The 25,194-nt window shown below is 43.5% G+C and carries 20 protein-coding genes, 5 tRNA genes and 1 pseudogene; 12 read left to right on the top strand and 14 right to left on the bottom strand.

Translation table 11 applies throughout. The annotated features are described in order from the left end of the window. Positions 1-39: 39 nt before the first annotated feature. The 4 genes from FTU91_RS06105 (at position 40) to FTU91_RS06090 (ending at position 5,026) form a co-directional block, all read left to right on the top strand. On the top strand, positions 40-1,104 hold the full coding sequence (locus tag FTU91_RS06105; protein ID WP_086194949.1) for a microcin C ABC transporter permease YejB: 1,065 nt from the start codon (positions 40-42) through the stop codon (positions 1,102-1,104). Then, positions 1,104-2,117: an ABC transporter permease gene (locus tag FTU91_RS06100; protein ID WP_180081396.1), complete on the top strand. Its 1,014-nt coding sequence runs from the start codon at positions 1,104-1,106 to the stop codon at positions 2,115-2,117. The genes FTU91_RS06105 and FTU91_RS06100 overlap by 1 nt, the downstream gene beginning before the upstream one ends. Continuing rightward, positions 2,092-3,681: an ABC transporter ATP-binding protein gene (locus tag FTU91_RS06095; RefSeq protein ID WP_086194951.1), complete on the top strand. Its 1,590-nt coding sequence runs from the start codon at positions 2,092-2,094 to the stop codon at positions 3,679-3,681. Before FTU91_RS06100 ends, FTU91_RS06095 begins: the two co-directional genes overlap by 26 nt. A 100-nt stretch (positions 3,682-3,781) precedes the next feature. Then, entirely contained in the window at positions 3,782-5,026 is a 1,245-nt protein-coding gene (locus FTU91_RS06090) for an NADH:flavin oxidoreductase/NADH oxidase family protein (RefSeq protein WP_086194952.1), read from the top strand. 222 nt (positions 5,027-5,248) lie between these two features. On the opposite strand, the gene FTU91_RS06085 is transcribed toward FTU91_RS06090, so the two are convergent. From FTU91_RS06085 to pyrC, 9 genes are all read right to left on the bottom strand, one after another. Next, positions 5,249-5,324: transfer RNA gene (locus tag FTU91_RS06085), tRNA-Glu, on the bottom strand. A 10-nt stretch (positions 5,325-5,334) separates the two neighbouring features. Next, positions 5,335-5,410 (bottom strand) — tRNA-Glu (locus FTU91_RS06080). Positions 5,411-5,537: 127 nt separating this feature from the next. Beyond that, positions 5,538-6,431 (bottom strand): hypothetical protein, encoded by an 894-nt coding sequence (locus FTU91_RS06075; protein ID WP_180042729.1) that lies wholly within the window; start codon positions 6,429-6,431, stop codon positions 5,538-5,540. Positions 6,432-6,512: 81 nt separating this feature from the next. Beyond that, the gene (locus tag FTU91_RS06070) at positions 6,513-7,931 is read right to left on the bottom strand and encodes an amino acid permease (protein WP_092819914.1); all 1,419 of its coding nucleotides are present in this window, start codon (positions 7,929-7,931) and stop codon (positions 6,513-6,515) included. A 110-nt stretch (positions 7,932-8,041) separates the two neighbouring features. Further along, positions 8,042-8,117: transfer RNA gene (locus FTU91_RS06065), tRNA-Glu, on the bottom strand. 419 nt (positions 8,118-8,536) lie between these two features. Next, positions 8,537-8,698 carry a hypothetical protein gene (locus tag FTU91_RS06060; protein WP_180042728.1) on the bottom strand — a complete coding sequence of 54 codons (162 nt, stop codon included), beginning with the start codon at positions 8,696-8,698 and terminating at the stop codon, positions 8,537-8,539. 267 nt (positions 8,699-8,965) lie between these two features. After that, positions 8,966-9,041 (bottom strand) — tRNA-Glu (locus FTU91_RS06055). 20 nt (positions 9,042-9,061) lie between these two features. After that, entirely contained in the window at positions 9,062-9,721 is a 660-nt protein-coding gene (gene rnt, locus FTU91_RS06050; RefSeq protein ID WP_092819913.1) for a ribonuclease T, read from the bottom strand. Beyond that, a complete protein-coding gene (pyrC, locus tag FTU91_RS06045; protein ID WP_092819995.1) occupies positions 9,706-10,740 on the bottom strand; it encodes a dihydroorotase in 1,035 nt (344 codons plus the stop codon). The genes rnt and pyrC overlap by 16 nt, the downstream gene beginning before the upstream one ends. Before the next feature lie 151 nt (positions 10,741-10,891). Between pyrC and FTU91_RS06040 the strand changes: the two genes are divergently transcribed. Further along, the gene (locus tag FTU91_RS06040; RefSeq protein WP_180081394.1) at positions 10,892-12,169 is read left to right on the top strand and encodes a diguanylate cyclase; all 1,278 of its coding nucleotides are present in this window, start codon (positions 10,892-10,894) and stop codon (positions 12,167-12,169) included. Positions 12,170-12,224: 55 nt separating this feature from the next. Here FTU91_RS06040 and argG read toward each other — a convergent pair whose 3' ends face one another. Continuing rightward, positions 12,225-13,568, bottom strand: coding sequence for an argininosuccinate synthase (argG, locus tag FTU91_RS06035; protein ID WP_086194957.1), 1,344 nt, complete (start codon positions 13,566-13,568; stop codon positions 12,225-12,227). Positions 13,569-14,317: 749 nt separating this feature from the next. Here argG and lldP point away from each other — a divergent pair. The 6 genes from lldP to FTU91_RS06005 all read left to right on the top strand — a co-directional run bounded on the left by lldP (position 14,318) and on the right by FTU91_RS06005 (position 22,372). Continuing rightward, complete coding sequence (gene lldP, locus FTU91_RS06030; RefSeq protein WP_180081392.1) at positions 14,318-15,994, top strand: L-lactate permease; 1,677 nt, start codon at positions 14,318-14,320, stop codon at positions 15,992-15,994. A gap of 32 nt (positions 15,995-16,026) precedes the next feature. Then, entirely contained in the window at positions 16,027-16,770 is a 744-nt protein-coding gene (gene lldR, locus FTU91_RS06025) for a transcriptional regulator LldR (protein ID WP_086195132.1), read from the top strand. Positions 16,771-16,772: 2 nt separating this feature from the next. Beyond that, positions 16,773-17,927, top strand: a complete 1,155-nt coding sequence (gene lldD / locus FTU91_RS06020; RefSeq protein WP_180081390.1) for an FMN-dependent L-lactate dehydrogenase LldD — start codon at positions 16,773-16,775, stop codon at positions 17,925-17,927. Positions 17,928-18,260: 333 nt separating this feature from the next. Next, complete coding sequence (gene dld / locus FTU91_RS06015; protein ID WP_180081383.1) at positions 18,261-19,970, top strand: D-lactate dehydrogenase; 1,710 nt, start codon at positions 18,261-18,263, stop codon at positions 19,968-19,970. A gap of 181 nt (positions 19,971-20,151) precedes the next feature. Beyond that, complete coding sequence (locus FTU91_RS06010) at positions 20,152-22,185, top strand: NADPH-dependent 2,4-dienoyl-CoA reductase (protein WP_180081381.1); 2,034 nt, start codon at positions 20,152-20,154, stop codon at positions 22,183-22,185. 97 nt (positions 22,186-22,282) lie between these two features. Next, positions 22,283-22,372: transfer RNA gene (locus tag FTU91_RS06005), tRNA-Ser, on the top strand. Between the two features lie 177 nt (positions 22,373-22,549). Here FTU91_RS06005 and FTU91_RS06000 read toward each other — a convergent pair. The 4 genes from FTU91_RS06000 to FTU91_RS05985 form a co-directional block, all read right to left on the bottom strand. Further along, a complete protein-coding gene (locus FTU91_RS06000; RefSeq protein WP_257221664.1) occupies positions 22,550-22,897 on the bottom strand; it encodes a hypothetical protein in 348 nt (115 codons plus the stop codon). Positions 22,898-23,274: 377 nt separating this feature from the next. Beyond that, positions 23,275-23,583: a NifB/NifX family molybdenum-iron cluster-binding protein gene (locus tag FTU91_RS05995; protein WP_180081379.1), complete on the bottom strand. Its 309-nt coding sequence runs from the start codon at positions 23,581-23,583 to the stop codon at positions 23,275-23,277. A 72-nt stretch (positions 23,584-23,655) separates the two neighbouring features. Further along, complete coding sequence (locus FTU91_RS05990; RefSeq protein ID WP_166171018.1) at positions 23,656-23,916, bottom strand: DNA-binding transcriptional regulator; 261 nt, start codon at positions 23,914-23,916, stop codon at positions 23,656-23,658. Positions 23,917-24,170: 254 nt separating this feature from the next. After that, positions 24,171-24,644: a DUF2946 domain-containing protein gene (locus FTU91_RS05985; protein WP_218944737.1), complete on the bottom strand. Its 474-nt coding sequence runs from the start codon at positions 24,642-24,644 to the stop codon at positions 24,171-24,173. Between the two features lie 162 nt (positions 24,645-24,806). Between FTU91_RS05985 and FTU91_RS05980 the strand changes: the two are divergent. Further along, a pseudogene (locus FTU91_RS05980) lies at positions 24,807-25,194 on the top strand (IS701 family transposase); the annotation flags it as partial.

Here is a 25,194-nt window from a genome sequence, read left to right as displayed (position 1 = left end):
ACAATAAGTCATAACGCAGGCACAGGGAACACTGTTTCGATGGGCATATATATATTAAAAAGACTGCTGCTGATTATTCCAACGCTGTTTTTCATTTTGTTGATTAACTTTGTGGTGATCCAGATTGCGCCGGGTGGACCGGTTGAGCAAGCCATTCAACAGGCAGAAGCTTTTCAGGGCTTGGGTGCAACGGGTGGCGAAACTGCTGCTGCAAAAAATAATTATCAGGGAGCAAAAGGTTTAAGTGCAGAAATGGTGGAAAAGATTAAAGCCCAATACGGCTTTGATCAGCCTGCGCACATCCGCTTCTGGGACATGCTGAAAAGTTATGCCAGCTTCGATTTTGGCAGCAGTTTTTTTAAAGACAAGCCGGTGACGCAATTGTTGTGGGAAAAAATGCCGGTGTCCTTGTCTCTGGGATTATGGAGCACTTTGCTGATTTATCTGGTATCTATTCCTTTGGGTATTAAAAAAGCCCGGCAGCATGGCATGCTGTTTGATAAATCTACCTCGTTGTTACTGGCGATTGGTTATGCCGTTCCAGCTTTTGTATTTGCAGTGTTACTGATTGTGTTCTTTGCGGGTGGTTCCTATTTTCAGTGGTTCCCGCTGCAAGGCCTGGTGTCGGAAAATTTTCACAGCCTAAGCTGGCTGGGCAAAATCAAAGACTATTTCTGGCATATGACCTTGCCTTTAATGGCGATGGTGATTGGCGGCTTTGCCGGGCTGACCTATTTGACCAAATATTCCTTTATGGAAGAATTAAACAAGCAGTATGTACTGGCAGCGCGCTCTAAAGGCCTGACAGAATCACGGGTACTCTATGGTCATGTTTTTCGTAATGCCATGCTGATAGTGATTGCCGGTTTGCCTGAAGCGCTGATCGGGATTTTCTTTGTTGGCAACCTGTTTATTGAAATTATCTTCAATCTGGATGGTTTGGGGCTGCTGGGCTTTGAAGCCATCCAGCAGCGTGATTATCCGGTTATTTTCGGAACCCTGTTCTTATTTACCTTGCTGGGTCTGATTCTGCGATTAATCAGTGATGTGCTGTATCAGGTGATTGACCCGCGGATTAATTTTGATTCGCGAGGTGCTGAATAATGTCCCCGTTAATGCAAGCACGCCTGAAACGCTTTCAGGAAAATAAACTCGGTTTTGGCTGCTTAATCCTTTTTGCCGTGATTTTTGTGTTGTCGCTGGCTTCTGAACTGATCGCCAACGATAAACCGCTGTTGGTAAGCTATAAACATTCACTGTATGTGCCGGTGTTCAAGTCTTATCCGGAAACGACTTTTGGCGGGGTGTTTGAAACTGAAGCTGATTATAAAGACCCGGTCGTGCAGCAATTGATTGATGAAAAAGGCTGGGCGATCTGGCCACTGATTCAATATTCCTATCAAACACCCAATTTGGAACTGGCAGTACCGGTGCCATCTGCACCGACCTCGCAAAACTGGTTAGGTACCGATGATCAGGGACGTGATGTATTGGCCCGTATTCTATATGGTTTGAGGGTTTCACTGCTATTTGGTTTTGCACTCACAATTGCATCAGCGCTTTTAGGTATTGCTGTAGGTGCGATTCAGGGCTATTACGGTGGCTGGGTCGATTTATTGGGACAGCGTATCCTGGAGGTATGGGGTGGTTTGCCGATGCTATTCATGGTGATGATTCTGGTCAGCATGTTTACTCCAAACGTCTACTGGCTGTTTCTGATCATGCTGTTATTTGGCTGGACCACTTTGGTCGGTCTGGTACGTGTGGAATTTTTAAAGGCGCGTCATCTGGACTACGTCCGTGCCGCACGTAGTCTGGGCGTCACAGACCGAACCATTATGCTGCGCCACATCTTGCCCAATGCCATGAGTTCCAGCCTGTCACAGCTCCCTTTTATGCTCACAGCCAACATCACTGCACTGACGGCATTGGACTTTTTAGGCTACGGTTTACCACCGGATGCAGCCTCTTTAGGCGAGCTGTTGTTGCAGGGTAAATCCAACCTGAATTCACCATGGCTGGCACTATCCGGCTTCTTTACTCTGGCCATTGTCCTATCTTTACTGATTTATATTGGGGAGGCGACACGTGATGCATTCGATCCAAGACGCCAATAATCCGCAAGCCTTGTTAAGCGTGCAGCATTTAAATATCCGGCAAGCAGAGCATGTGCTGGTAGCTGACCTGAATTTTCAGTTGCATGCCGGTGAAACCGTTGCACTGGTCGGTGAAAGTGGTTCGGGTAAGTCGATTAGCAGTTTGGCTTTACTCGGACTGTTACCCAGTACTTTGAAGATTCAAGGTCAGGCCTTATTGGGACAGCAAAATCTACTGGCACTGAAAACTGAACAGTTACGACAAATTCGTGGCCAGAAAATTGCCATGATTTTTCAGGAACCGATGACGGCTTTAAATCCCTTGCACAGGGTGGAAAAAATTATTGGTGAAACCTTATTGCTGCAAGGCTGGTCCAAACAAAAGGCCAAAGCACGAATTATTGAATTATTAAAAGATGTCGGCATTCCCGACCCTGAAGAGAAATTGCGCCGTTATCCGCATGAGCTTTCTGGCGGACAGCGGCAGCGCGTGATGATTGCCATGGCACTGGCCTTAGATCCGGACATTCTGATTGCCGATGAGCCGACCACAGCACTGGATGTTACCTTGCAAGCACAGATTTTAAAACTGCTTAAATCTTTGCAGCAAAGCCGAAATATGGCGATGATTCTGATCAGCCATGATCTTAATCTGGTACGTCGCTATGCCGATCAGGTCATTGTAATGAACAAAGGTGTAGTAGAAGAACAGGGCAGCGTAGCGGAAATATTTCAACATCCGAAACAGGCCTATACTCGTGATTTGCTGAATCATGATTTTGGTGAAGCGCTGCATATTCCAGAAGCTGAAAATTTATTGACCTTAAAGCAGGTTGCGGTGAAGTTCCCGATCAAGCAGGGATTACTCAACTGGGTCAAAGACTACTTTATTGCGGTCGAGCCTTTGGACTTACAGTTAGCCCAAGGTGAATCGATTGGCATTGTCGGGGAAAGTGGTTCAGGTAAAAGTTCACTGGCTTTGGCCATTAGCCGCTTGATTAAAAGTGACGGTGAAATTGTGCTGCTTGGCACAGATTTAAATCGGTGCAATGAAAAACAGTTACGGCCTTTACGCGCTGAATTTCAGATTGTGTTTCAAGACCCGTTTAGCAGTTTAAATCCACGTTTGAATGTGGAGCAAACCATTGGTGAGGGATTGGGCTTAAAAAAACTCTCATCGACTGAAATATCAGAGCGGATTGATGAGGCCCTGGAAAAAGTGGAATTGCCCATCAGCTTTAGAATCCGTTATCCACATGAGTTGTCAGGTGGGCAACGTCAGCGTGTCGCCTTGGCACGCGCTTTGGTGTTGAGTCCTAAACTGCTGATACTGGATGAACCGACCTCGGCGCTGGACCGTACCACGCAGCGCGCCATAGTGAAATTACTCAGACGTTTGCAGCAGGAACATCAGATCAGTTATCTGTTTATCAGCCATGACCTGCAAGTGGTTAAAGCCCTGTGTCAGAAAGTGCTGGTGTTACGTCGGGCGCAGGTCATGGAATTTCAAGACACTGAACAGTTGTTTTTAAATCCGAAAACTGAATATACCCGGCAGCTGATTGAGGCCAGTCAGTATATTTGAAGTTACTGACAAGTCATATTGTCAAATAGCCTATTGACGAATTGTATATTCAGGTTAGAGTTTTCACTCTATATAAATACAAATAAGTCAGGATTGAGAGATGAGCCATCTTGCTGAAGCAACCATCATTCGACATACCACCTTTAAAAATAGAATTATCAAAGCCGCAATGAGTGAAGCTCTGGCAAATGATGCAGGTCAGCCCAGCCAGTTGCATTTTAATCTTTATGAAACCTGGGCCAAAGGTGGCTTGGGCTGTGCCATTACCGGTAATGTGATGGTAGATTTCCGCGCCAAAAATGAACCGGGCGTGGTGGTGATTGATTCAGAACGCGATTTGGCCAAGCTACAGCAATGGGCAGCGCTCGGCAAGAAATATGACATGGTACAACTGGTTCAATTGTCCCATCCCGGCCGCCAGTGTCCTAAAGGTCTAAATAGGGAAACCGTAGCACCTTCGACTGTGCCTTTTTCTCCTGCACTGGCAACCACCTTTGGCACACCACGTGAATTACGTGAAGATGAGATTCTCGATATTATCCAGCGTTTTGCCATTTCTGCACAAATCTGCGAAAAAGCTGGCTTTGAGGGCATACAGTTGCATGGTGCGCATGGTTATCTGATCAGCCAGTTTTTATCGCCATTGACCAACAAACGTCAGGATCAATGGGGTGGTCCGATTGAAAACCGGATGCGCTTCCTGCTGGAAATTTATAAGGCTGTCCGTGCGGCAACCTCGGATCAATTTATCATTTCCGTGAAACTGAACTCGGCTGATTTCCAGCGTGGCGGCATTACCGAAGATGAAGTAGTTGCGGTCTTTAAAGCCATAGATGCTGCTGGAATCGATCTGATTGAGATTTCTGGCGGAACCTATGAAGCTCCGGCTATGGCGGGCGCGAAAGAGGATAAGCGCAAAGCCAGTAGCATTGCACGTGAAGCTTATTTCCTCGATTTTGCCGAGAAAATCCGTAAGGAAGTGCAGTGTCATTTAATGGTGACTGGTGGCTTCCGTACTGTAGAAGGGATGAACGCAGCACTCGACAGTGGCGCGTGTGATTTTATTGGTATTGCCCGTCCATTGGCGGTGGAAACCGATTTAACCGATCGACTGATCGCTGGACAGGACGTTCGTTATGCGGTGAATAAAATTAAAACCGGCATTCCGATGGTCGATAAAATGGCAATTATGGAAATTATCTGGTATGCCGCACAGTTTAAGGATATTGCGCGTGGTAAACGTCCAAATCCAAAACTGTCACCGCTGAAAGTATTTTTGAAATATGCCAAAAACAATATTACCGCAATGATTAAAGGGCAGATTAATTCACGCCGTAGTGCTTAACTGGATGACTGGGCTTTAGACCAGTAAGACTGAAACTGCACAGCAACAGCAGACCATCGTTCTTTTTTTCCGTGTACATTGAAAGGCAGGTCTGCTCTATTTTTATAATTTCTTTAGATGTACAGCAAAGATCAAGCAATATTGAAATTCAATCCATTTAAAAACAAAAAAGCCTGATTCATGACGATCAGGCTTTTTGCTGAGATATTACTCTCTCGAATATGGCGACCCTACGGGGATTCGAACCCCGGTTACCGCCGTGAAAGGGCGATGTCCTAGGCCTCTAGACGATAGGGTCATCTAAGTATTGGCGTCCCTACGGGGATTCGAACCCCGGTTACCGCCGTGAAAGGGCGATGTCCTAGGCCTCTAGACGATAGGGACGTTTCAGAGGTGGGCGTATAATAGGGTGGATAGGACACCCTGTCAAACCTTTTTCTGGGATAATGTTTAAAAATAGACTCAACTGAATAAAAATAAAACAAATGTATGAAATGTGTTTTGAAAATCACTATTTTTCTGCGCTTAAACCCCCAATGATGCTGTTGACCACCGCTGGATGCTGTAAGTAACCGCTAATACTGTGAGGATTATAAAAAGATGTAGTAATCGCCTGGTTAATGATGGGTGGCTGAAAATTGAAAGGTGCTTCTGATAAAGGAAAAGCAGTCAAAAAATCATCGGGTGAATAAAAATTAAACCAGTCACCCTGCAGTTGGGGTGGTCTGGAAATAGGGGTGACGAGTTTTTCCTGAATGACTCTAAAAGCCAGGGGAGAGCCTAAGGTAATAAAGCGCTGTATTCTAAAATGCGGATATTGATGCAGCAGGTTGTAGGTAATGACCGAACCGAGGGAATGCGCCACCATAATATGATCTAGCTCGGGATGAAGATAAGACATGATCCGGTGATGGACTTCATGCATGAAATCCGGGTTAGATAAATATAAATAGGTTTCAATCAGGAATTTATGGATAAAGGTTTCATGCAGCTTGGGATAATGATTCAGAAATAGTGCCAGTTCCTTAAATGCATGATCTCTGGTGAGTGCGCTCATGAGGGCTAATCGCTGTGTGAATGACTTGGCGCATTCGGCGTTTACACTCGGTAATCTACTCGCACAGGGATGCTGTTCCGGGACAAGGGTAGTGTTATGCCTTAAATGAAAGGGAAGATGCAAATGCGGAATAGACTTGGGTAAAAAAGTCTCCAGATCGAGGTTGTTATATAAATGATGTTTGCTGAGCAAATCTCCATAAAAGGGGAAGCGTATTTCCAGGGCATTAAGATCAATATTTTGCTGAGAATTACGCAAACCGGTCTGAAAAGCAGATAGCCAACGCTGTTTTAATGAGGGTTGATCATAATTTTGTTGATTCATGCCGTGAATAAAAATGATTTTCATACATGGTCAGAGCTTTTATCAAAGGGATTATCTTGATTGAGCTTAAAAAAAAGAGCGGTACTTGACCACTCCTTTTCTGTGTTAGTTTTGCTTTCGATAGAAAACATAATAACTGAGATAACAACCCGCAATAAATAGCAGGCAGCCAATAAAGCCGGCCAGCATTTCCGGATCTGCTGCCATACTGATACAGGTAATAAAACAGAACACAAAACCTAGAATCGGTACAATCGGGAACAGCGGTGCGGCAAAGCCCAGCTCTTCCACGCTATGGCCGGCCTTATACCACTGGCGACGGAAATTAAACTGGCTTAAGCAAATGCTCATCCAGACCACCACCATGGTAAATGCAGCCACACCCAGCAGGTTCTTGAAGATGGTTTCCGGTGCAAACTGCTCTGACAGTAATCCCGGAATTGCACCAAACATGGTGACAATAATCGCCACAAAAGGAATGCCACGATGGTTCACTTTGGAGAACACGGCAGGTAGCTGTTTTTTGTCAGATAAAGACCACATCATGCGGGAAGCGGCATATAAACCCGAGTTGGCTGCCGATAATAGCGCGGTGATAATCACAAAGCGGATGATATCTTCCGCGTGTGGAATACCGATATAAGTAAATACTGTGACAAACGGACTGCTACTGACGCCTTCAGCACCTAAGCCTGCCATCTGATGCGGCAACAGTGCGCTAATCACCACAATTGTGCCGACAAAGAAAATCAGCAGTCGCCAGATTGCGGCATTAATCGCTTTGGGTACGTTCTTAGCCGGGTCCTGGGTTTCACCTGCGGCAACGCCAATCAGTTCGGTGCCAGAGAAAGCGAAGTTGACAATCAGCATGGTGGCGAAAATTGGAAATAAGCCTTGAGGAAACCAGCCCTGAGCCGTAAGGTTGCTAAATAAAGGCGCAGAAGTGTTCCCCTGAAACGAAAGCACGCCAAAAATTGCCAACAAGCCGAGAATAATAAAGCTAATCACGGTCACGACTTTGACCAGGGAAAGCCAGAATTCAGATTCTGCAAACAGTTTGGTTGAACTCATATTGAGCCCAAACACAATGGCTGCAAAAACGATGGTCCAGATCCAGACTGAAATTTGCGGAAACCATTCCTGCATCAGCAAGGCTGCGGCGGTAAATTCGGTTCCCAGGGTGGCAGTCCAGGTCAGCCAGTACAACCAGGTAATCATATAACCGGTACCTGGACCAATATATCTGCGTGCATAGGTACCAAAAGAACCTGATTCGGGCATGTGCACCGCAAGTTCGCCCAGACAAAGCATGACTGCATAAGCGATTAAACCGCCTAATACATAGGAGATGATGGCACCTACAGGCCCCGTTTGTGCAATGACTTCACCCGAACCTAAAAATAACCCCGTGCCGATTGCGCCGCCTAGCGAAATCATGACCAGGTGTCGAGTACTCATAGCGCGTTTTAAAGGCGCAGAATTGCCCTGATGCATAGCATCATTCGGAGTATGAGATGACTGCATAAGAGAAAAAGAAAAAGAAAAATGAAGCGAACTATTGTAGTGAAAAACTACGAATCTGCAATGTAATAATGATAGGTGTTGAAGCTTGAATGATCGTATAGCACGATATATGGCGACCCTACGGGGATTCGAACCCCGGTTACCGCCGTGAAAGGGCGATGTCCTAGGCCTCTAGACGATAGGGTCGTTAGGAGGTGATGCGTATATTATGGATTTTTAATAAAGCTGTCAAACCTGTAATTGTGTTATTTTTAAAATATTGAATTAATTGCATAAAAAATGACAAATCTAAAATAAAAAGAGCAGTTTTTTAAACGGGACTTGATCTATCGCTTTAAAAGCACATTTATTTTCAGCACGATACAACTTGCATCAATCCACCCTCTAGGGATGGCTTAATGAGATAAAGTGCAGCCATTGCTCTTTTTAGCGATGACTTCGGCTCCTCGGCAGATGAATACTGTGAAGGTTGGGGAGGGTTGTGTAAGATAAAAAATAGGCTGAAAGCATTATTTTAATTATGGGTTAGGTGAATGTTAAATCAGCCAAACTTTTCGATGATGAAGGCTGGGTTGAGGACGGTTTTAAATTAAAAAGACCACATATTAGTGGTCGGGTGTTTGATATTTCTCAGACTGTTCTTGCGCTGGAGCTTCTGCCGGGGTAATGGATGAATCCTTGGCTGGAGCTTCATCTCTGCTGACGATATATAAATATAAAGCAGAGGGCAGGAGAATGATTAAAACAAGGAAAAATTTTTTCAACATACGAGCAGGTTCATTAATTGCAATGGGGGAAACTTAGCATGCAAATTGCCATAAAAAAAGGGTGTCGCAGCACTTAAGGCTAAACTTTAAAAATCAAGCTTTGGAAACGATTATTCAGGATGAGCAGATGAGTAATTTTAGCAATTATGTTTGGTGATTATCCGCAAGTTATGACGGCTTTTTAAGAGGCTCGGGATATGAATATACGAATCAAGGTTTTAATTTTAAAATGTTTTCGGTAGTAAAAATAAAGAAGAGAAAAATAGATGGCGTCCCTACGGGGATTCGAACCCCGGTTACCGCCGTGAAAGGGCGATGTCCTAGGCCTCTAGACGATAGGGACGTTTAGAAGATGGCGGTATCTTATTGATCCGCCACCAAGGTGTCAAGTAGATGGGGAGCGAGTTTGTTCAAAATATAGCAAAACAGTTCTGCAGTCTTTTGAGTGTCATACAAGGCAGAGTGTGCTTCCTTGCCATCGAACTCGATTCCCGCCTGAATGCAGGATTTTGCCAGTACGGTTTGACCAAACATCACGGCACTTAAAGTCACGGTGTCAAACACCGAAAAACTGTGAAAAGGATTTTGATTTTTAGTCCCCGTACGGGCAATGGCCGCTTGTACAAAGCCCAAATCGAAATGTGCATTATGGCCGACCAAAACTGCATGGGTACAGTTTTGCTGACGGCGAACTTCATTGACCGACTTGAAAATGCGTTTTAATGCACTTTTTTCATCTTCCGCCATTGCAATACGCATTGGGTTGGATGGATCAATACCAATAAATTCCAGGGAACGACGGTCTAAGTTCGCCCCTTCAAAAGGATTAATATGTGCATGGTACGCTTCACCAGGTACAAATTGACCTTCTTCATTATAAATGATGGGGATTGCTGCAATTTCCAGCAAGGCATCGGTCTGTGAGTTAAAACCTGCTGTCTCGACATCGACAACAACAGGTAAAAATCCACGGAAACGCTGACCAATTACTGGTGGGGTTTCATCTGTCACACTTTTCTCCATTGGATGGTCTTACCCGCATACAATGGGATAATCTGTTCGCCATCCAAATAGTCTAAACTTTCCGGAATAACTTGTTCTTCTTTGACCAAAGTAATGGTATTGGTGTTGCGCGGTAGGCCATAGAAATCAGCACCGAAATGGCTGGCAAAACCTTCCAGGCGGTCCAGTCGGCCAACCTGATCAAAAGCCTGAGCATATAATTCAATTGCGGTAGGTGCACTGTAGCAACCGGCACAGCCACAGGCATTTTCTTTGGCATTTTTTGAATGCGGCGCGCTGTCTGTTCCCAGGAAAAACTTGGGATTAGAACTGGTCGCCACTTCAAGCAGGGTTTGCTGATGGCTTTGACGCTTTAAAATTGGTAAACAATAGAAATGCGGTTTAATACCACCCACCAGCATATCGTTACGGTTGAACAGTAAATGCTGTGGGGTAATGGTCGCAGCGACATTGCGGTCTTGTTCAAGTACAAAATGTGCCGCGTCGCTTGTGGTGATGTGTTCTAAAACCAATTTAAGTTTAGGGAATTGTTTTAGAAGCGGTGAAAGCACTTCATCTAAAAAGCGTTTTTCACGGTCAAAAATATCCACATGGTTATGGGTGACTTCACCATGCAGCAACAACGGTACCTGGTGTTCTTCAAGCTGTTCAATCACCGCATAGACTTTACGGATATCACTGACGCCATTGTCTGAATTTGTGGTTGCACCGGCTGGATACAGCTTGATGGCATTCACATGCTCGGATTCTTTAATTTTTTTGACTTCGCTCGGTTGGGTCTGGTCGGTAAAATAAAGCACCATCCGGGGATCAAATGCAACACCTTCAGGGACATGCGCCATAATGCGTTCACGATAAGCCAGTGCTTCCTCAACTGTTTTGATTGGAGGGACAGTATTAGGCATGCAGATGGCACGAGCAAACTGCTTGGCAAGATCTGGAACTGTGCGTTTTAAAGATAAACCGTCACGTAAGTGAGCATGCCAATCGTCTGGCTGGAGAAGGGTGATTGTATTCAAGGCCATTTCAATCGAAGAAATAAAACAAATGATAATCCATAAAGTGTGAAAATGGTAACGAGAATTACAGACAAATGGTTATATATATATAATTCTAAATAAGAAAAATATGTTATTTTTAGTAACTAGAAGAAATAAGAAATGCTGGGCAATGGAATCCAAGTATAATCTAGCGAAATTACAATATGATAAAGAAAAGATAGAAGAACTGATTACGCGGCAAAGTCAACGCGTAGGACAGGTTTTTCCAAAAAAAATGGAACAGGAATTTTGGTCGAAAAACTTGGAACGTGCCCGTAAGCATGTACAAAAATACCTGTGGGGTGGCGTTTTATCTTATTTTATTTTTATTCTGGTGATTTTACCCAGCGATTACTGGGTAATTGACAAACAGTATCTCAAGCATGATTTTCTGAACTGTAGCTTAGGGTTGGCCAATGGTGCTCTATGCTTGCTGGTCTTATTTTCTTTTTCGCATTTTCCTAAACTGCGTCCCTATTTTGCTCCGGCTTCCATGGTGCTTATGTTTTGGGCCATGGTCTCCATGTCCTGGTTAACCTTGACCGTAGAAACTGTCGCCTTGCGACAACAAGGTATGGCTATCCTGTGCATGATTTATATCATGGGTTCCCTTATTACTGGAGTAAAGCCATTTCAGATGCTGATGACCGGGTTTTTAGCAGCCTCAGTAACAGTCATTCTTTTCTTTCTACTTCATGTTGATTTTGATGCCGTGGTGTTGGGGCGTATTCTTTTTGGCAGTTGCGTATTTGGTTATGTGATTAGTCATATGATTTTTGCGCGAGAACGAATGATTTATTTGTTTACTATGCGTGCCCGAATTAGTGAAAAAATGCATCGGATTCATAATTCGGAATTATTGCATTTAAGTCAGCATGATGACCTGACCAAAATCTCAAACCGTCGTAGTTTCGATGAAATGATGGAAGTGTTTTACCAGCAAACCCGTCAAGAGCGAAGTAGTTTGGCGATCCTGTTTATTGATATTGATTTTTTTAAAAACTACAACGATTTTTATGGGCACCAGAAAGGCGATGATGTGATTTCTTCTATCGCCAAATCGATTAAAAATGCCATTCGGCATATGGATTTTGTTGCACGATATGGTGGGGAAGAGTTTGTGGTACTACTGCCTGAAACAGATGCTCATGGTGCCTATGCCGTAGCATCAAATATCTATAAGGCCATCGAGCGTCTAGAAATTCCTCACGAGAAATCTTCAATCTCCGATTTTATTACCATCAGTTTAGGAATCACTGTTTATTATGGCGAAGCTGAGCTAAGTAAAGAAGAGTTATTAAAAATTGCTGATCAGGCTTTATATCGTGCCAAAAATTTAGGCCGTAACCAGATTTATTATCAATCTCTCCGTTCCAATATCGCTGCAACTGAATTTATAAAATCATAAACAGGTCAGATAAAAAAACCGCTCTTTCGAGCGGTTTTTTTGACCTAAAACAAACTTATTTGTTTTTGTCTTTTAATTGCGGAACAGCTGAACCTGTACCTACAGAAAGTAAGCCTGCACCTGTATAGATACCCAATTTTGCGCGAGTATCGGTAATGTCAAGGTTACGCATAGTCAATTGACCAATACGGTCAGCAGGACTAAACATAGAATCACCTTTCTCCATCGTCAAACGCTCAGCTTCATAAGTAAGGTTAGGCGATTCAGTGTTCATAATCGTGTAGTCATTACCGCGACGAAGCTCTAAAGTCACAGTACCTGTGATGGCTTTCGCTACCCAGCGCTGTGCAGTTTCACGAAGCATCAGCGCTTGAGAATCGAACCAGCGACCTTGATACAATAAACGACCTAAACGCAGACCGTTGATGCGGTATTGTTCAATGGTGTCTTCGTTATGAATACCAGTCACAAGACGCTCATAAGCAATATGAAGTAAGGCCATACCTGGAGCTTCATAAATACCGCGAGATTTCGCTTCGATGATACGGTTTTCGATCTGGTCAGACATACCTAGACCGTGACGACCACCGATACGGTTTGCTTCAAGAATGAATTCCACTGGATCTTCAATGCGTTGACCGTTAATCGCAACAGGGAAACCTTCTTCAAAAGTAATGGATACTTCTTCAGGTTTGATTTCGACTTCTTCTTTCCAGAACGCCACGCCCATAATTGGATCAACGATTTTGATACCGGCATTTAAGTATTCAAGATCTTTCGCTTCGTGAGTCGCACCCAGCATGTTTGAGTCAGTTGAGTAGGCTTTTTCTTTTGACATTTTATAGTCAAAGCCGTTGTCGATCAGGAATTGTGACATTTCCGCACGACCACCAAGCTCATCAATAAAGGTTTGGTCTAACCAAGGTTTGTAAATTTTAAGTGCAGGATTAGTCAACAAGCCATAACGGTAGAAACGTTCAATGTCGTTACCTTTATAAGTTGAACCATCACCCCAGATGTTGACGTCATCTTCTTTCATTGCGGTAACAAGCATGGTACCGGTTACTGCACGACCCAATGGCGTAGTGTTGAAGTAAGGAACACCACCAGTGCTGATATGGAAAGCACCACATTGAATCGCAGCAATACCTTCTAATGCAAGTTGTAAGCGGCAATCAACCAAGCGAGCTTTTACTGCGCCATACGCTTCCGCTTTTTTCGGAATCGCATCATAGTCGTCTTCATCAGGCTGACCCAGATTCGCTGTATAAGCATAAGGTTCTGCGCCTTTTTGTTTCATCCACAATAGAGCAGCTGAAGTATCTAGACCACCAGAGAAGGCAATACCAACTTTTTTGCCTACTGGGACATTCTGCAAGATAGTTGCATTATCAGACATTGTTAATCCTAACGATATGAAATAGGCACCGAGAAATTTGGTGGCCCAAGAAAATACACATTTCTTCAATTGTAGCACTATTTTATTTCTAATGGTTTTACAAAAGAAAATCTCGTTGAAAATTTGAAATTGATAGATTCAATATATGGTTATAAGCAAAGATTTTGATTAAATCGTGAAGCAGAGCAGAGTTGTGGCTTATAAACAGGAGTTAAAAGGAAGGTGGATAACAATTTTGAGCAGCACATTGAAAGTTTGACCGCTTGCAACATGTCCGCACATTTTATTTCCTCTCAGAATGGCTTTCTGTCGCACCTGTTATTTGTATCTAATTATCCAGGATCTAATGATCAGTATCTATGCTTGTTATAATACGCTTGTTATCAATAGTGCTTTGCTTTGAGTAATCATCATTCAAATAATCCATATTATCGACTAAAGTATTAGATGATTGTCCCGGATTTTTTATTTTTCTAAAAAAATAATAAAAATGAAATAATTAAAAATATCTGAGTGAATTTTAATCAGTGCAGTCTGTATAAATTTTAAATATTTCATGCATTATATTGGTATGACCAATTTTAAATAAGAAATTGCTTATTGATCTTTATTTGGTTAAAAAGTAGCATATTTAAAGTTTATTGATATATTTTTTTAATTAAATGATTATTGGTCATACCAGTTAAGATGTTAATTGGTAGGTGATCAGACCATTTTGTATTCTGGAAAAGCATTTCAAGGAGAGGACAATGCTTCAACAATGGCAACAGATTTACGATCCTATGGGCAATATCTGGCTCTCCAGTTTGATTGCCCTGATTCCCATCATTTTCTTCTTTTTAGCGCTTGCGGTATTCCGCATGAAAGGTAGTGTAGCGGGAACAATTACCGTGATCCTTGCGCTGCTGGTTTCATTATTTTCCTATCAGATGCCGGTCGTGATGGCTTTTGCATCGATGATTTACGGTTTTTTCTATGGCCTGTGGCCCATTGCCTGGATTATCCTCGGCGCCGTATTTCTGTATAAAATTTCGGTTAAAACCGGACAGTTCGATATTATTCGTTCCTCCATTTTGTCAATTACCGAAGATCAGCGCTTACAAATGCTCTTTGTGGGTTTTGCCTTTGGTACTTTCCTGGAAGGTGCGGCAGGTTTTGGTGCTCCGGTTGCCATTACTGCTGCATTGCTGGTGGGATTAGGTTTTAAACCCTTATATGCAGCGGGCTTATGTCTGATTGTCAATACTGCACCGGTTGCCTTCGGCGCAATGGGGATTCCCATTATCGTGGCCGGGCAGGTTTCAGGTGTAGATACCCATGAAATTAGCCAGATGGTCGGACGTCAGTTACCGTTTATGGTACCCATTGTTCTATTCTGGATTATGGCGATTATGGATGGCTGGCGTGGTGTGAAAGAAACCTGGCCAGCGGTAATTGTGGGAGGTGGATCATTCGCGCTTGCACAATATTTAACCTCTAACTTTGTAGGTCCTGAACTGCCAGATATTACCGCTGCAATTGCTTCACTTATTTCTTTAACAATTTTGCTTAAATTCTGGCAACCGAAACATATTTTCCGTTTTGCAGACCAAGATGCAAATGTTGATGAATCAGCTGCTCAACAGCTCGCAGCTCAAAAACAGCAAAAATATAGCATTGCTCAAATTGCCAAGGCATGGTCACCATTTGCCATTTTAACCGCGATGGTCACCATCTGGAGTATCAAGCCCTTTAAGGATTTATTTGCCAAAGATGGTGCTCTGCATGATCTGGTGATTTCCATCAAGGTGCCGTATTTGCATCAGCTGATCCAGAAGATGCCGCCAGTGGTCCCTGAAATTAAGGACTACGATGCGATTTATAAATTTGACTGGATTTCTGCCACAGGCACAGCCATTTTCATTGCCGCTATCATCACCATCATTTTCCTGAAAATGAAGCCCAAAGCAGCTGTCATCACTTTTGGCGAAACCATCAATGAATTGAAAGTTCCTATTTATTCCATTGGTATGGTACTGGCCTTTGCCTTTATTGCGAACTATTCAGGCATGTCGGCCACGCTGGCTTTAGCGCTGGCACATACAGGTCAGGCATTTACTTTCTTCTCGCCATTCCTTGGCTGGATAGGCGTGTTCCTGACCGGTTCAGACACATCTGCCAATGCACTGTTCTCGGCACTTCAGGCGACCACGGCACAACAGATTGGCGTGCCGGAAGTACTGCTGGTTGCAGCTAATACCAGTGGGGGTGTAACCGGAAAAATGATTTCACCTCAATCGATTGCAATTGCCTGTGCGGCTGTAGGTCTGGTAGGTAAAGAATCTGATTTGTTCCGCTTTACCGTGAAACACAGTATCTCCTTTACCGTGATGATTGGTATTATCATCACATTACAAGCCTATGTGTTCCCATGGATGATTCCATAAACTGGAATTGATGCAAGAGTAGAGAAATGTAGATGAAAGTTTCCGACCAAGCCGTACAGCAGCTCCGTATGTTGATTGAACAGAGCAATATGCAGGTTGGAGACCGTTTGCCTGCAGAACGTAAATTATGTGAACAGCTCGGGGTGTCGCGTTCATCGTTGCGTGAAGCGATTCAGCATTTGGTCAGTACGGGTATGTTGCTCAGCAAGGCAGGCTCGGGAACCTTTTTGCAGTTGCTACCGAGCGCCTGGACCAATCATCAAATTGTAGAACCTTTAAGCAATTTGATTGATCAGGACCCAGCTTACCGTTTTGATGTGCAGGAAGCCCGTAGCGTTTTAGAGGGTGGTACTGCTTGGTATGCCGCTCAGCGCGCCACAGCAGCAGACCTGGAAAATATTCGCCGCTGCTACGATCGGATTGCCCATTATCAATCTATTGGGGATGATGACCAGTCAGCAAAAGCGGATGCTGAATTCCATTTAGCCATTGCCGAAGCCTCACATAATTTAGTGCTAATACAGATGATGCGCAGCCTGTTTGACCTGTTGAAATACAACGTGGTTTTGGGCCGACGCAAAGTCTATAGCGAATCGCACCGTTTTGATCAATTGCATGATCAGCACTTTCAGGTGATGGATGCAATTGAACGCCGTGATCCTGATGCTGCACGCAGTGCAGTCTGTGGACACATTGAGTTTGTAGTACAACAGGTACGCTTGATTGATGAAGAAGAAGCTCGTCGCCAGCGTGCCAGTAGATTAAACAGGATATAAGCATGATTATTTCTTCTGCGAATGATTATCGTGAAGCCGCTAGACGCCGCTTGCCACCGTTTTTATTTCATTACATTGATGGTGGTGCGTACGCGGAATATACACTGAAGCGTAATGTGGAAGATTTATCAAAAATTGCGTTGAGACAACGTGTACTGAATGACATGTCGCAGTTAAGCCTGGAAACCAAACTGTTTGATGAAACCCTGTCTATGCCCGTGGCTTTGTCACCTGTAGGTTTGACCGGGATGTATGCCCGCCGTGGTGAAGTGCAGGCGGCAGTGGCGGCAGATAAAAAAGGCATTCCTTTTACCCTGTCTACTGTTTCAGTTTGTCCGATTGAAGAAGTGGCTCCAGCAATTCAGCGTCCAATGTGGTTCCAGTTGTATGTGCTGCGTGACCGTGGTTTTATGAAAAATGCTCTGGAACGTGCCAAAGCGGCAGGTTGCTCAACCTTAGTATTTACAGTAGATATGCCTGTGCCGGGCGCGCGTTACCGTGATGCCCACTCGGGTATGAGCGGGCCAAATGCAGCAATGCGCCGTTATATGCAATCCTGTTTCCATCCGCATTGGGCCTGGAATGTGGGCTTGATGGGACGCCCACATGACCTAGGCAATATTTCTAAATACTTGGGTAAACCCACGGGTCTTGAAGATTATATTGGCTGGTTAGGTTCTAACTTTGATCCCTCGATTTCCTGGAAAGATCTGGAATGGATTCGTGAGTTCTGGGATGGTCCAATGGTGATCAAGGGTATTTTAGACCCTGAAGATGCCAAAGACGCAGTACGTTTCGGTGCAGATGGTATTGTGGTTTCAAACCATGGGGGCCGTCAGCTGGATGGTGTTTTATCTTCCGCGCGTGCTTTGCCGCCAATTGCCGATGCAGTCAAAGGTGATATTAAAATTCTAGCCGATTCGGGTATCCGTAATGGTCTGGATGTGGTGCGGATGCTGGCCTTAGGTGCCGATACCTGTATGTTGGGTCGTGCTTTTGTCTATGCACTGGGCGCTGCCGGTGGTGAGGGTGTTTCCAATCTGCTTGAACTGATTGATAAGGAAATGCGCGTGGCAATGACGCTGACCGGTGCCAAAACCATTGCCGATATTACTTCGGATTGTTTGGTGAAGTTGGAGAAAGAGTTGGTGGGTTGAGATGTTCAGCAATTTTAAGCTAGTCAGCAGTATTTAAGCTTAACCATCAATTTTTTATATTGAAAGTCTCTTCTACCTGAACAAGCTTTAAGGATTCCTTTAAAGCGAAGAGCAAGAGCGGGTTAGGATGAGGGGATCTTGAACTTAATCTTCTTTTCATCAAGACCTCTCCCTAACCCTCTCCTAGAAGGAGAGGGAACTTTCACTTAATTTTTCTGTGTATTTTCTAGACCAGAGATGTTCGGGCTGAAAATCACTTTATCAGTAAAAAATCTATATCCATAAAATGACGTAAATAAATCATTTAGACATTTATTTTGGAAAATGCCAAATATGAGTTCTCTAGCAAATCCACAACAAACCATTCAAAAGCTCATCAATATTGTTGGCAAGCAACATGTATTCACAGATGACAATGACACACGATTATACCGTCAAGGTCGTCGTTACGGTTCCGGTCAAGTCCTGGCTGTGGTCGTCCCGGGTTCATTGCTGGAACAGTGGCAAGTCTTGCAGGCTGCGGTGGATGCAGACTGTATTGTGATTATGCAGGCAGCCAATACCGGACTCACCGGTGGTTCAACCCCTTTTGGCGATGATTATGACCGTCCGGTGATTCTGATCAACACTCGACGCTTGGTTGGCATTCAAGTGATTAATGATGCGAAACAAGTGGTTTGTTTGCCCGGTGCAACGCTAGACAAACTGGAAAAAGAACTGGCAGTGTTTAATCGCGAGCCACATTCGGTGATTGGTTCCTCCTGTATAGGTGCATCGGTTTTAGGTGGAGTCTGCAATAACTCCGGTGGGGCTTTGGTTCGCCGTGGACCTGCCTATACGGAACTGGCCCTGTATGCCCGAGTAAATGAATCGGGGCAACTGCAATTGGTCAATCATCTGGGCATCCAGCTCGGTTCAACGCCAGAAGAAATTCTATCTAATCTGCAAAATCAGCAATATCAATTGACTGATATTGAAAATGATCAGCACTGCTGTGCTTCGGATCATCGCTATGCGCATGACGTGACTCAGGTCGATGAGAACACGCCGGCGCGTTTTAATGCCGATCCATCGCGCTTGTATGAAGCGTCCGGTTCGGCAGGAAAAGTCTGCGTGTTTGCGGTACGTTTGGATACCTTTGAAAAAATTCCCAGTCAGGTCTTTTATGTCGGCACCAATACCCAGCAAGATTTAACCGCAATCCGCCGTTTTCTACTTACCGATTTGCCGCGTTTGCCAATTGCAGGCGAATATATTCACCGGGTGGCTTACGATATTGGCGCGGAATATGGCAAAGACACTTTCATGTTCATTGAAAAATTCGGGACTGCCAAAGTGCCGGCGGCTTTTGCCATGAAAGATAAGCTCGATGGCTACCTGGAAAAAGTCGGCATGAAAGGGCTGTCTGATAAAGTCCTGCAAATGTTGAGCAAATTTTTACCGTCGCATTTACCGAAACGCATGAATGAGTTCCGAGATTTGTATGAGCATCATCTGGTGCTGCGCATCGAAAATCAGGATGTAGAACAGGTTCAGCAATTTTTACAGCACTATTTTTTATCTCATAATACTGGAAATTATTTCCACTGTACCGAAGAAGAAGGACGTAAAGCCTTTCTACACCGTTTTGCCGTAGCCGGAGCTGCCATTCGTTATCGCGACACCCATCGTTCAGAAGTGGAAGATATTGTTGCGCTGGACATTGCCTTACGCCGTAATGACCGGGAATGGGTGGAAACTTTGCCGAAAGAAATGGATGAGCTGATTATTCATAAACTGTATTACGGTCATTTTTTATGTCATGTGTTCCATCAGGACTATATTGTGAAAAAAGGCGTAGATCCTTTGGCAATAGAACATCAGATGTGGAGTTTACTGGATGCACGTGGGGCTGAATATCCCGCAGAACATAATGTCGGGCATTTATATGTGGCCAAGCCTGCGCTCAAAAAGCATTATCAAAAACTGGACCCGACCAATAGCTTTAATGTGGGAATTGGTCATACTTCAAAATTGAAATACTGGAATCAAGAAACAAATTAAAAAACTGAATTATAATAAAAAATAACGGGTTCTATCTCAGGCGCAGTGCTTAGACTGCGCTTTTTTTATGAAAAATTGACTGTTTCGTCAGACAATGTGTAAAACAAGTCATAAACAAAAGAATAAAAATAGGTAAAGTAATATGCAACAAGTTGCAAAGCCAATATATAAAGGATCCATCATGACAACTCGCTATGCAAATATATTAAAACCGCTGCATTTGGGCTTTACGACCATTAAAAACCGTGTCGTGATGGGTTCCATGCATACCGGTCTGGAAGACCGTTTTTATAACTATCCTAAATTGGCCGCATATTTTGGCGAACGGGCAAAAGGTGGCGTAGGGCTGATTATTACCGGGGGAATTTCACCGAACCGTCAGGGCTGGTTGCTTCCGGCGGGCGGTACCATGAATAATTTGGTGGATGTGGCGCCACATCGTTTGGTGACGCATGCCGTACATAAGCATGGTGCAAAAATCTTGATGCAGATTTTACATTCAGGCCGGTATGGTTATCAGCCTTTTGTGGTTTCTGCCAGCCCGATTAAATCTCCAATTTCACCGTTTAAACCGCGTCAAATGAGTGAAAAGCAGATTTTAGAGACCATCGAAGATTATGCACACACGGCCAGCATTGCTAAAAAAGCCGGCTATGATGGTGTGGAAATTATGGGGTCTGAAGGCTATTTGCTGAATCAGTTTTTAAGCCGTCATGTCAATCAGCGTACCGACCGCTGGGGTGGCGACATTGAAAACCGCATGCGTTTTGCCATAGAGATTGTTAAAGCTATTCGTGAAAAAGTCGGTGAAAAATTTATTATCTGTTTCCGTTTGTCCATGCTCGATTTAGTACATGATGGCAACACCATGCAGGAAGTGATTACGGTGGCACAGGCTTTGGAAAAAGCCGGAGTTACCTTGCTGAATACCGGAATTGGCTGGCATGAAGCACGTATTCCGACCATTGTCACTTCAGTGCCACGTGCAGCGTTTGCCGATTATACAGCCGAAGTGAAAAAGCATGTGGCTATTCCTGTGATTGCTTCCAACCGGATTAACATGCCTGAAACGGCCGAGGCCATTTTGGCGGCTGGAAAAGCCGATATGGTGCAGATGGCGCGACCATTGTTGGCGGATGCCTTCTGGGTCAGCAAGACCGCCACCAATCGGGTAGATGAAATTAATACCTGTATTGCCTGTAACCAGGCTTGCTTGGACCACACCTTTAAAAATAAACGTGCAACCTGTCTGGTCAATCCGCGCGCTGCTTATGAAACGGAACTGGTGTATGTAAAAACCAAAGCACCGAAAAAAATTGCCGTTGTTGGTAGTGGTGTGGCAGGCATGTCGGCTGCAACGGTAGCTGCCAGTCGGGGGCATAAAGTCACATTATTTGAAGCAAGCCATGAAGTGGGCGGCCAGTTCAATCTGGCTAAAGTAGTACCGGGTAAAGAAGAATTCCATGAAACCATCCGTTATTTTAAAGTTCAAATTGAAAGAACTGGGGTAGAGCTGCGCTTAAATACCAAAGTGAACCGTGAACAACTGGAACGTGAAGGCTTTGATGAGGTCGTGGTTGCGACTGGAGTTGTTCCGCGTGCCTTAAATATTGAAGGCAGTCAGGCACCGCAAGTGTTGTCTTATGCAGAAGTGTTACGTGGAGCAGCAGTTGGCAATCGGGTGGCGGTGATTGGTGCCGGTGGTATTGGTTTTGATGTATCCGAGTTTTTATTAAAACCTGAACATCAGCCACAGCCGCAACCGTTGGCAGACTGGCAACGGGAGTGGGGCATTGACCCGAATCCGAACTATACTTCTGAGGGTGGCATACAAGCTGCCGAAGTGGCTCATCCTGTCCGTGAAATTTATCTCTTGCAACGTAAAACGACACCGCTGGGGATTGGCTTGGGTAAAACCACAGGTTGGGTGCATCGTGCGCAATTGAAAAAACACGCTGTGAAGATGCTACGTGGTGTGCAATATAAGTCTGTAACCAATGAAGGTTTATGGATTGAAACCAATGGCCACGATCAATTGTTACGTGTAGATACTGTGGTAGTGTGTGCAGGACAGGAATCGGTCAAAGACATTATGCCAACGGCGGATGAATTTACCTTGGCGAATTACCATATTATTGGTGGTGCCAAACTGGCGGCAGAGCTTGATGCCAAGCGTGCAATCCGTGAGGGTGCCGAATTGGCAGCCAAATTATAATTTTTAAAGTTAATTTGGTGAAACAATATTCATTTGAATAGTTTGCTTGTAATTTTTACTTGTCAGTTTTTAAAAAGATCCGTATTATGGCGCACATGGAAGCGTGGCAGAGCGGTTTAATGCACCGGTCTTGAAAACCGACGAGGGTGTGAGTCCTCCGTGAGTTCGAATCTCACCGCTTCCGCCAAATTTAAGATAAAGCCCTAATCATTGATCGGGGCTTTATTGTTTTTAGGGTTATGCAAGGTAAGCCGATAATAAGCCGATAATAAGCAGAATAAAAACCTAGCTTAAGTTCAAGTTATTGATCAAGCCTAAATACAATTTCAAATTGAGTACCGTCCCAAACAGTTAATTCACCAATTCAATTTGTTTTTGCATTAAATCTTTTCGGGTATTGGCTGCCATCTTTACCCTCTAAAATATTTTGAAAATCAGAACTGTTATTGAGCATTGCTATAATTGGTCTAATTTTTAAGTTTTCTTCCAAAGCAAGATCAAGATTTCTCTTAAACTCATTACGTCCATTGCACGACCATCTATCAATACGGTCACGATAGACCTGTTTTCTTTCAGTTGGGTGTTTAGACAATAAAGGTTTATGTCCCCATAAACTAACAATTAGCTCATTGTTAGAGCTAATTGAAGATACCGACCAGTTCGGATTCTTAAGATCAGCATTAAATTTTTTAAATTCAGAAACGATGCCCACAAAATAGCCTTATTCAATTTTACCCTTATTAAAAATATTCTGATTGGTATAAATTACAAGTATTTAATGGTAATAAATGTCTGATATTCCAACTATTTGGGGTATATGCATTGGTGTGCATGTTGGAACTGAACCAGTTTAAAAAATTACATTGGAATAGAGTGGTTAGAGCTAGGCGATTTAAGTCAGATGATAGTGCGATATTGTGAATACAGCATTTATGCTAGGTTGAGTCGGGATAAAAAACATTTCAGGCTACGTTGCCGCTACACATGGTGTGATAGTTCGTATACTACTCAATAATTAAAAATTTAAATAAAAGACCCTGCTGATGCAGGGTCTTTTATATGAGTAAAGATGATATGAATCTAAATTGTTTATTTAGTTGAAGCCCAACCGCAGATAAATTGTTCTGGTTCAATTTCTGTAGTCACGATGACATGTACACCAATATTTCTGAGCTTTTCTCGTAATCGATCTCCGATTCCTGTGGTCACAAATATGTCCATAGGCAAAAGTTTTTCGAGTACTTCCCCAGACTGGGAAAAAGATTCTTCTTTTTCCACTTCAATAAGCTGTTTGTCAGTCACTTTTTCATCTTTTAATTCATATTTCCAGAATTTTCGACATTTTCCAGCATGTGGAGTAATGTGACGCCGGTTCTGGGATGTAATTACAATTAACATGGAGTTTCTTCCAAACCAATAGTTATTTAAATTGATGATAATCATAAGGGTTTAAATTATTCCCGATTATCCTCAAGCTAGATTTTCCAGTACAAATTGAGGCGACTTTATAAATAGTTTGATCAAAGCCTGTGCCGAACTTGATGGATGACGCACTCCGCGTTCCCAGCTCTCCAAGGTACGGGCAGAAATACACAGTTTGGCTGCCAGTTCTGTCTGTGAAATATTAAGGGCATGTCTGATCCGGACAATCTGTTGCGCCAAATCCAGACAACAGCCGCTATTAAAATCATTTTTTTGCGAGTGTGCATGATCATGCTGAAGTAGATTCATCATTATCTCCTCCTTATTGATACATCAAAAAGTTGTAATAACACTTTAAAAAAATCCAAAGGTAATTAAGACAGTAACAACTGAACTCAAAGCAGGTTTGAGCACAGTTAAACTAAACGTCATGATCACCTATTACGGATTGGACCACTGTGGCTGAAGATGTGGGTTACGAGATGCCTATGCGGATAGATAGAGCCATACTGCATCGATATTCAAACGTAGGCAGACTACTCAGCGATACCACATCTGTTGATTTAGTGGGTGAGTGTTAAAGGAGGAGCACGGCCCTGAGGAATCAGGAACCAGGGAGCGGGTGGGGTCAGTACATGCGGGACAGAGGCACTGAAGAACAGAAGTAAGGTCTGAGTTCTGACCAGTACTGGTCTGAGCTTGGTGTCCAGTAGCGGTAGGGTATAGCTGTGCACCAGACAGAACTGGCAGTCATGAGTGCTGTGTGAATCATTCTGCTGTTGGTGTGGTGCATGCTGATTCTGCACGTCGGTGACGACCTGTACATCGTTCTGATCTGCTGCACTGGTGTGGTGATGGGCATGTGGATGGGATGTTGGAAAATTAAGTGTTTTGTGAGTGCTATTAACTTGCAGATCTAATGCAACGGCAATAGTTTTACATACCGAAAAAACACTGTGCTTTTCTGGCAATAAAGGCTGCAGGAACACAGCGATCTGTAACAAGATTGCGGATAATCCCAACAATCTTCCCAACATTATGAGCACTTCACTACGCTTTTATGAATATTGCATGAATTATAATATAACAAAATATGAAATTTAGAACTGAAAAAAATAAGCTATTACATTAATTCTAATCTGTTAGGACTTACGCATTGACAGATTCAAAAAAGTATTAAAATGCTTTATAAAGTATCTGTGATCAGACGAATTAAACATGCTTCTACAGCAACTTGTACATTACCCATTTATATGGGCTTTCTCATGACAGAACCGAACTCTATTAGCTGTACACAACTTGCCGAGACTTATAACATCTCGCATGATAGTGTAAATCGCTTTCTAGAGCGTGAAGACTACACACCTCACGACCTATATCAAGAAGCAATTCAACATATTGATAATAATATACTTATAGTCAGTATTGATGATACTGTTTTAGATAAACCATATAGTCAACATATGGACTTAGTTAGCTATTTTTGGTCAGGCAAACACCACCGATCCGTCAAGGGTATTAATCTCATTACCTTGTATGCGACAGATCAAAATGGTCAAAATATTCCAATTAATTTCCGAATTTATG

This window comes from Acinetobacter sp. YH12201 (genome assembly GCF_013418145.1).
GTDB lineage: Bacteria > Pseudomonadota > Gammaproteobacteria > Pseudomonadales > Moraxellaceae > Acinetobacter.
Note: the sequence above shows the minus strand (reverse complement) of the source record. Positions and strands in the feature narration are given on the sequence as shown.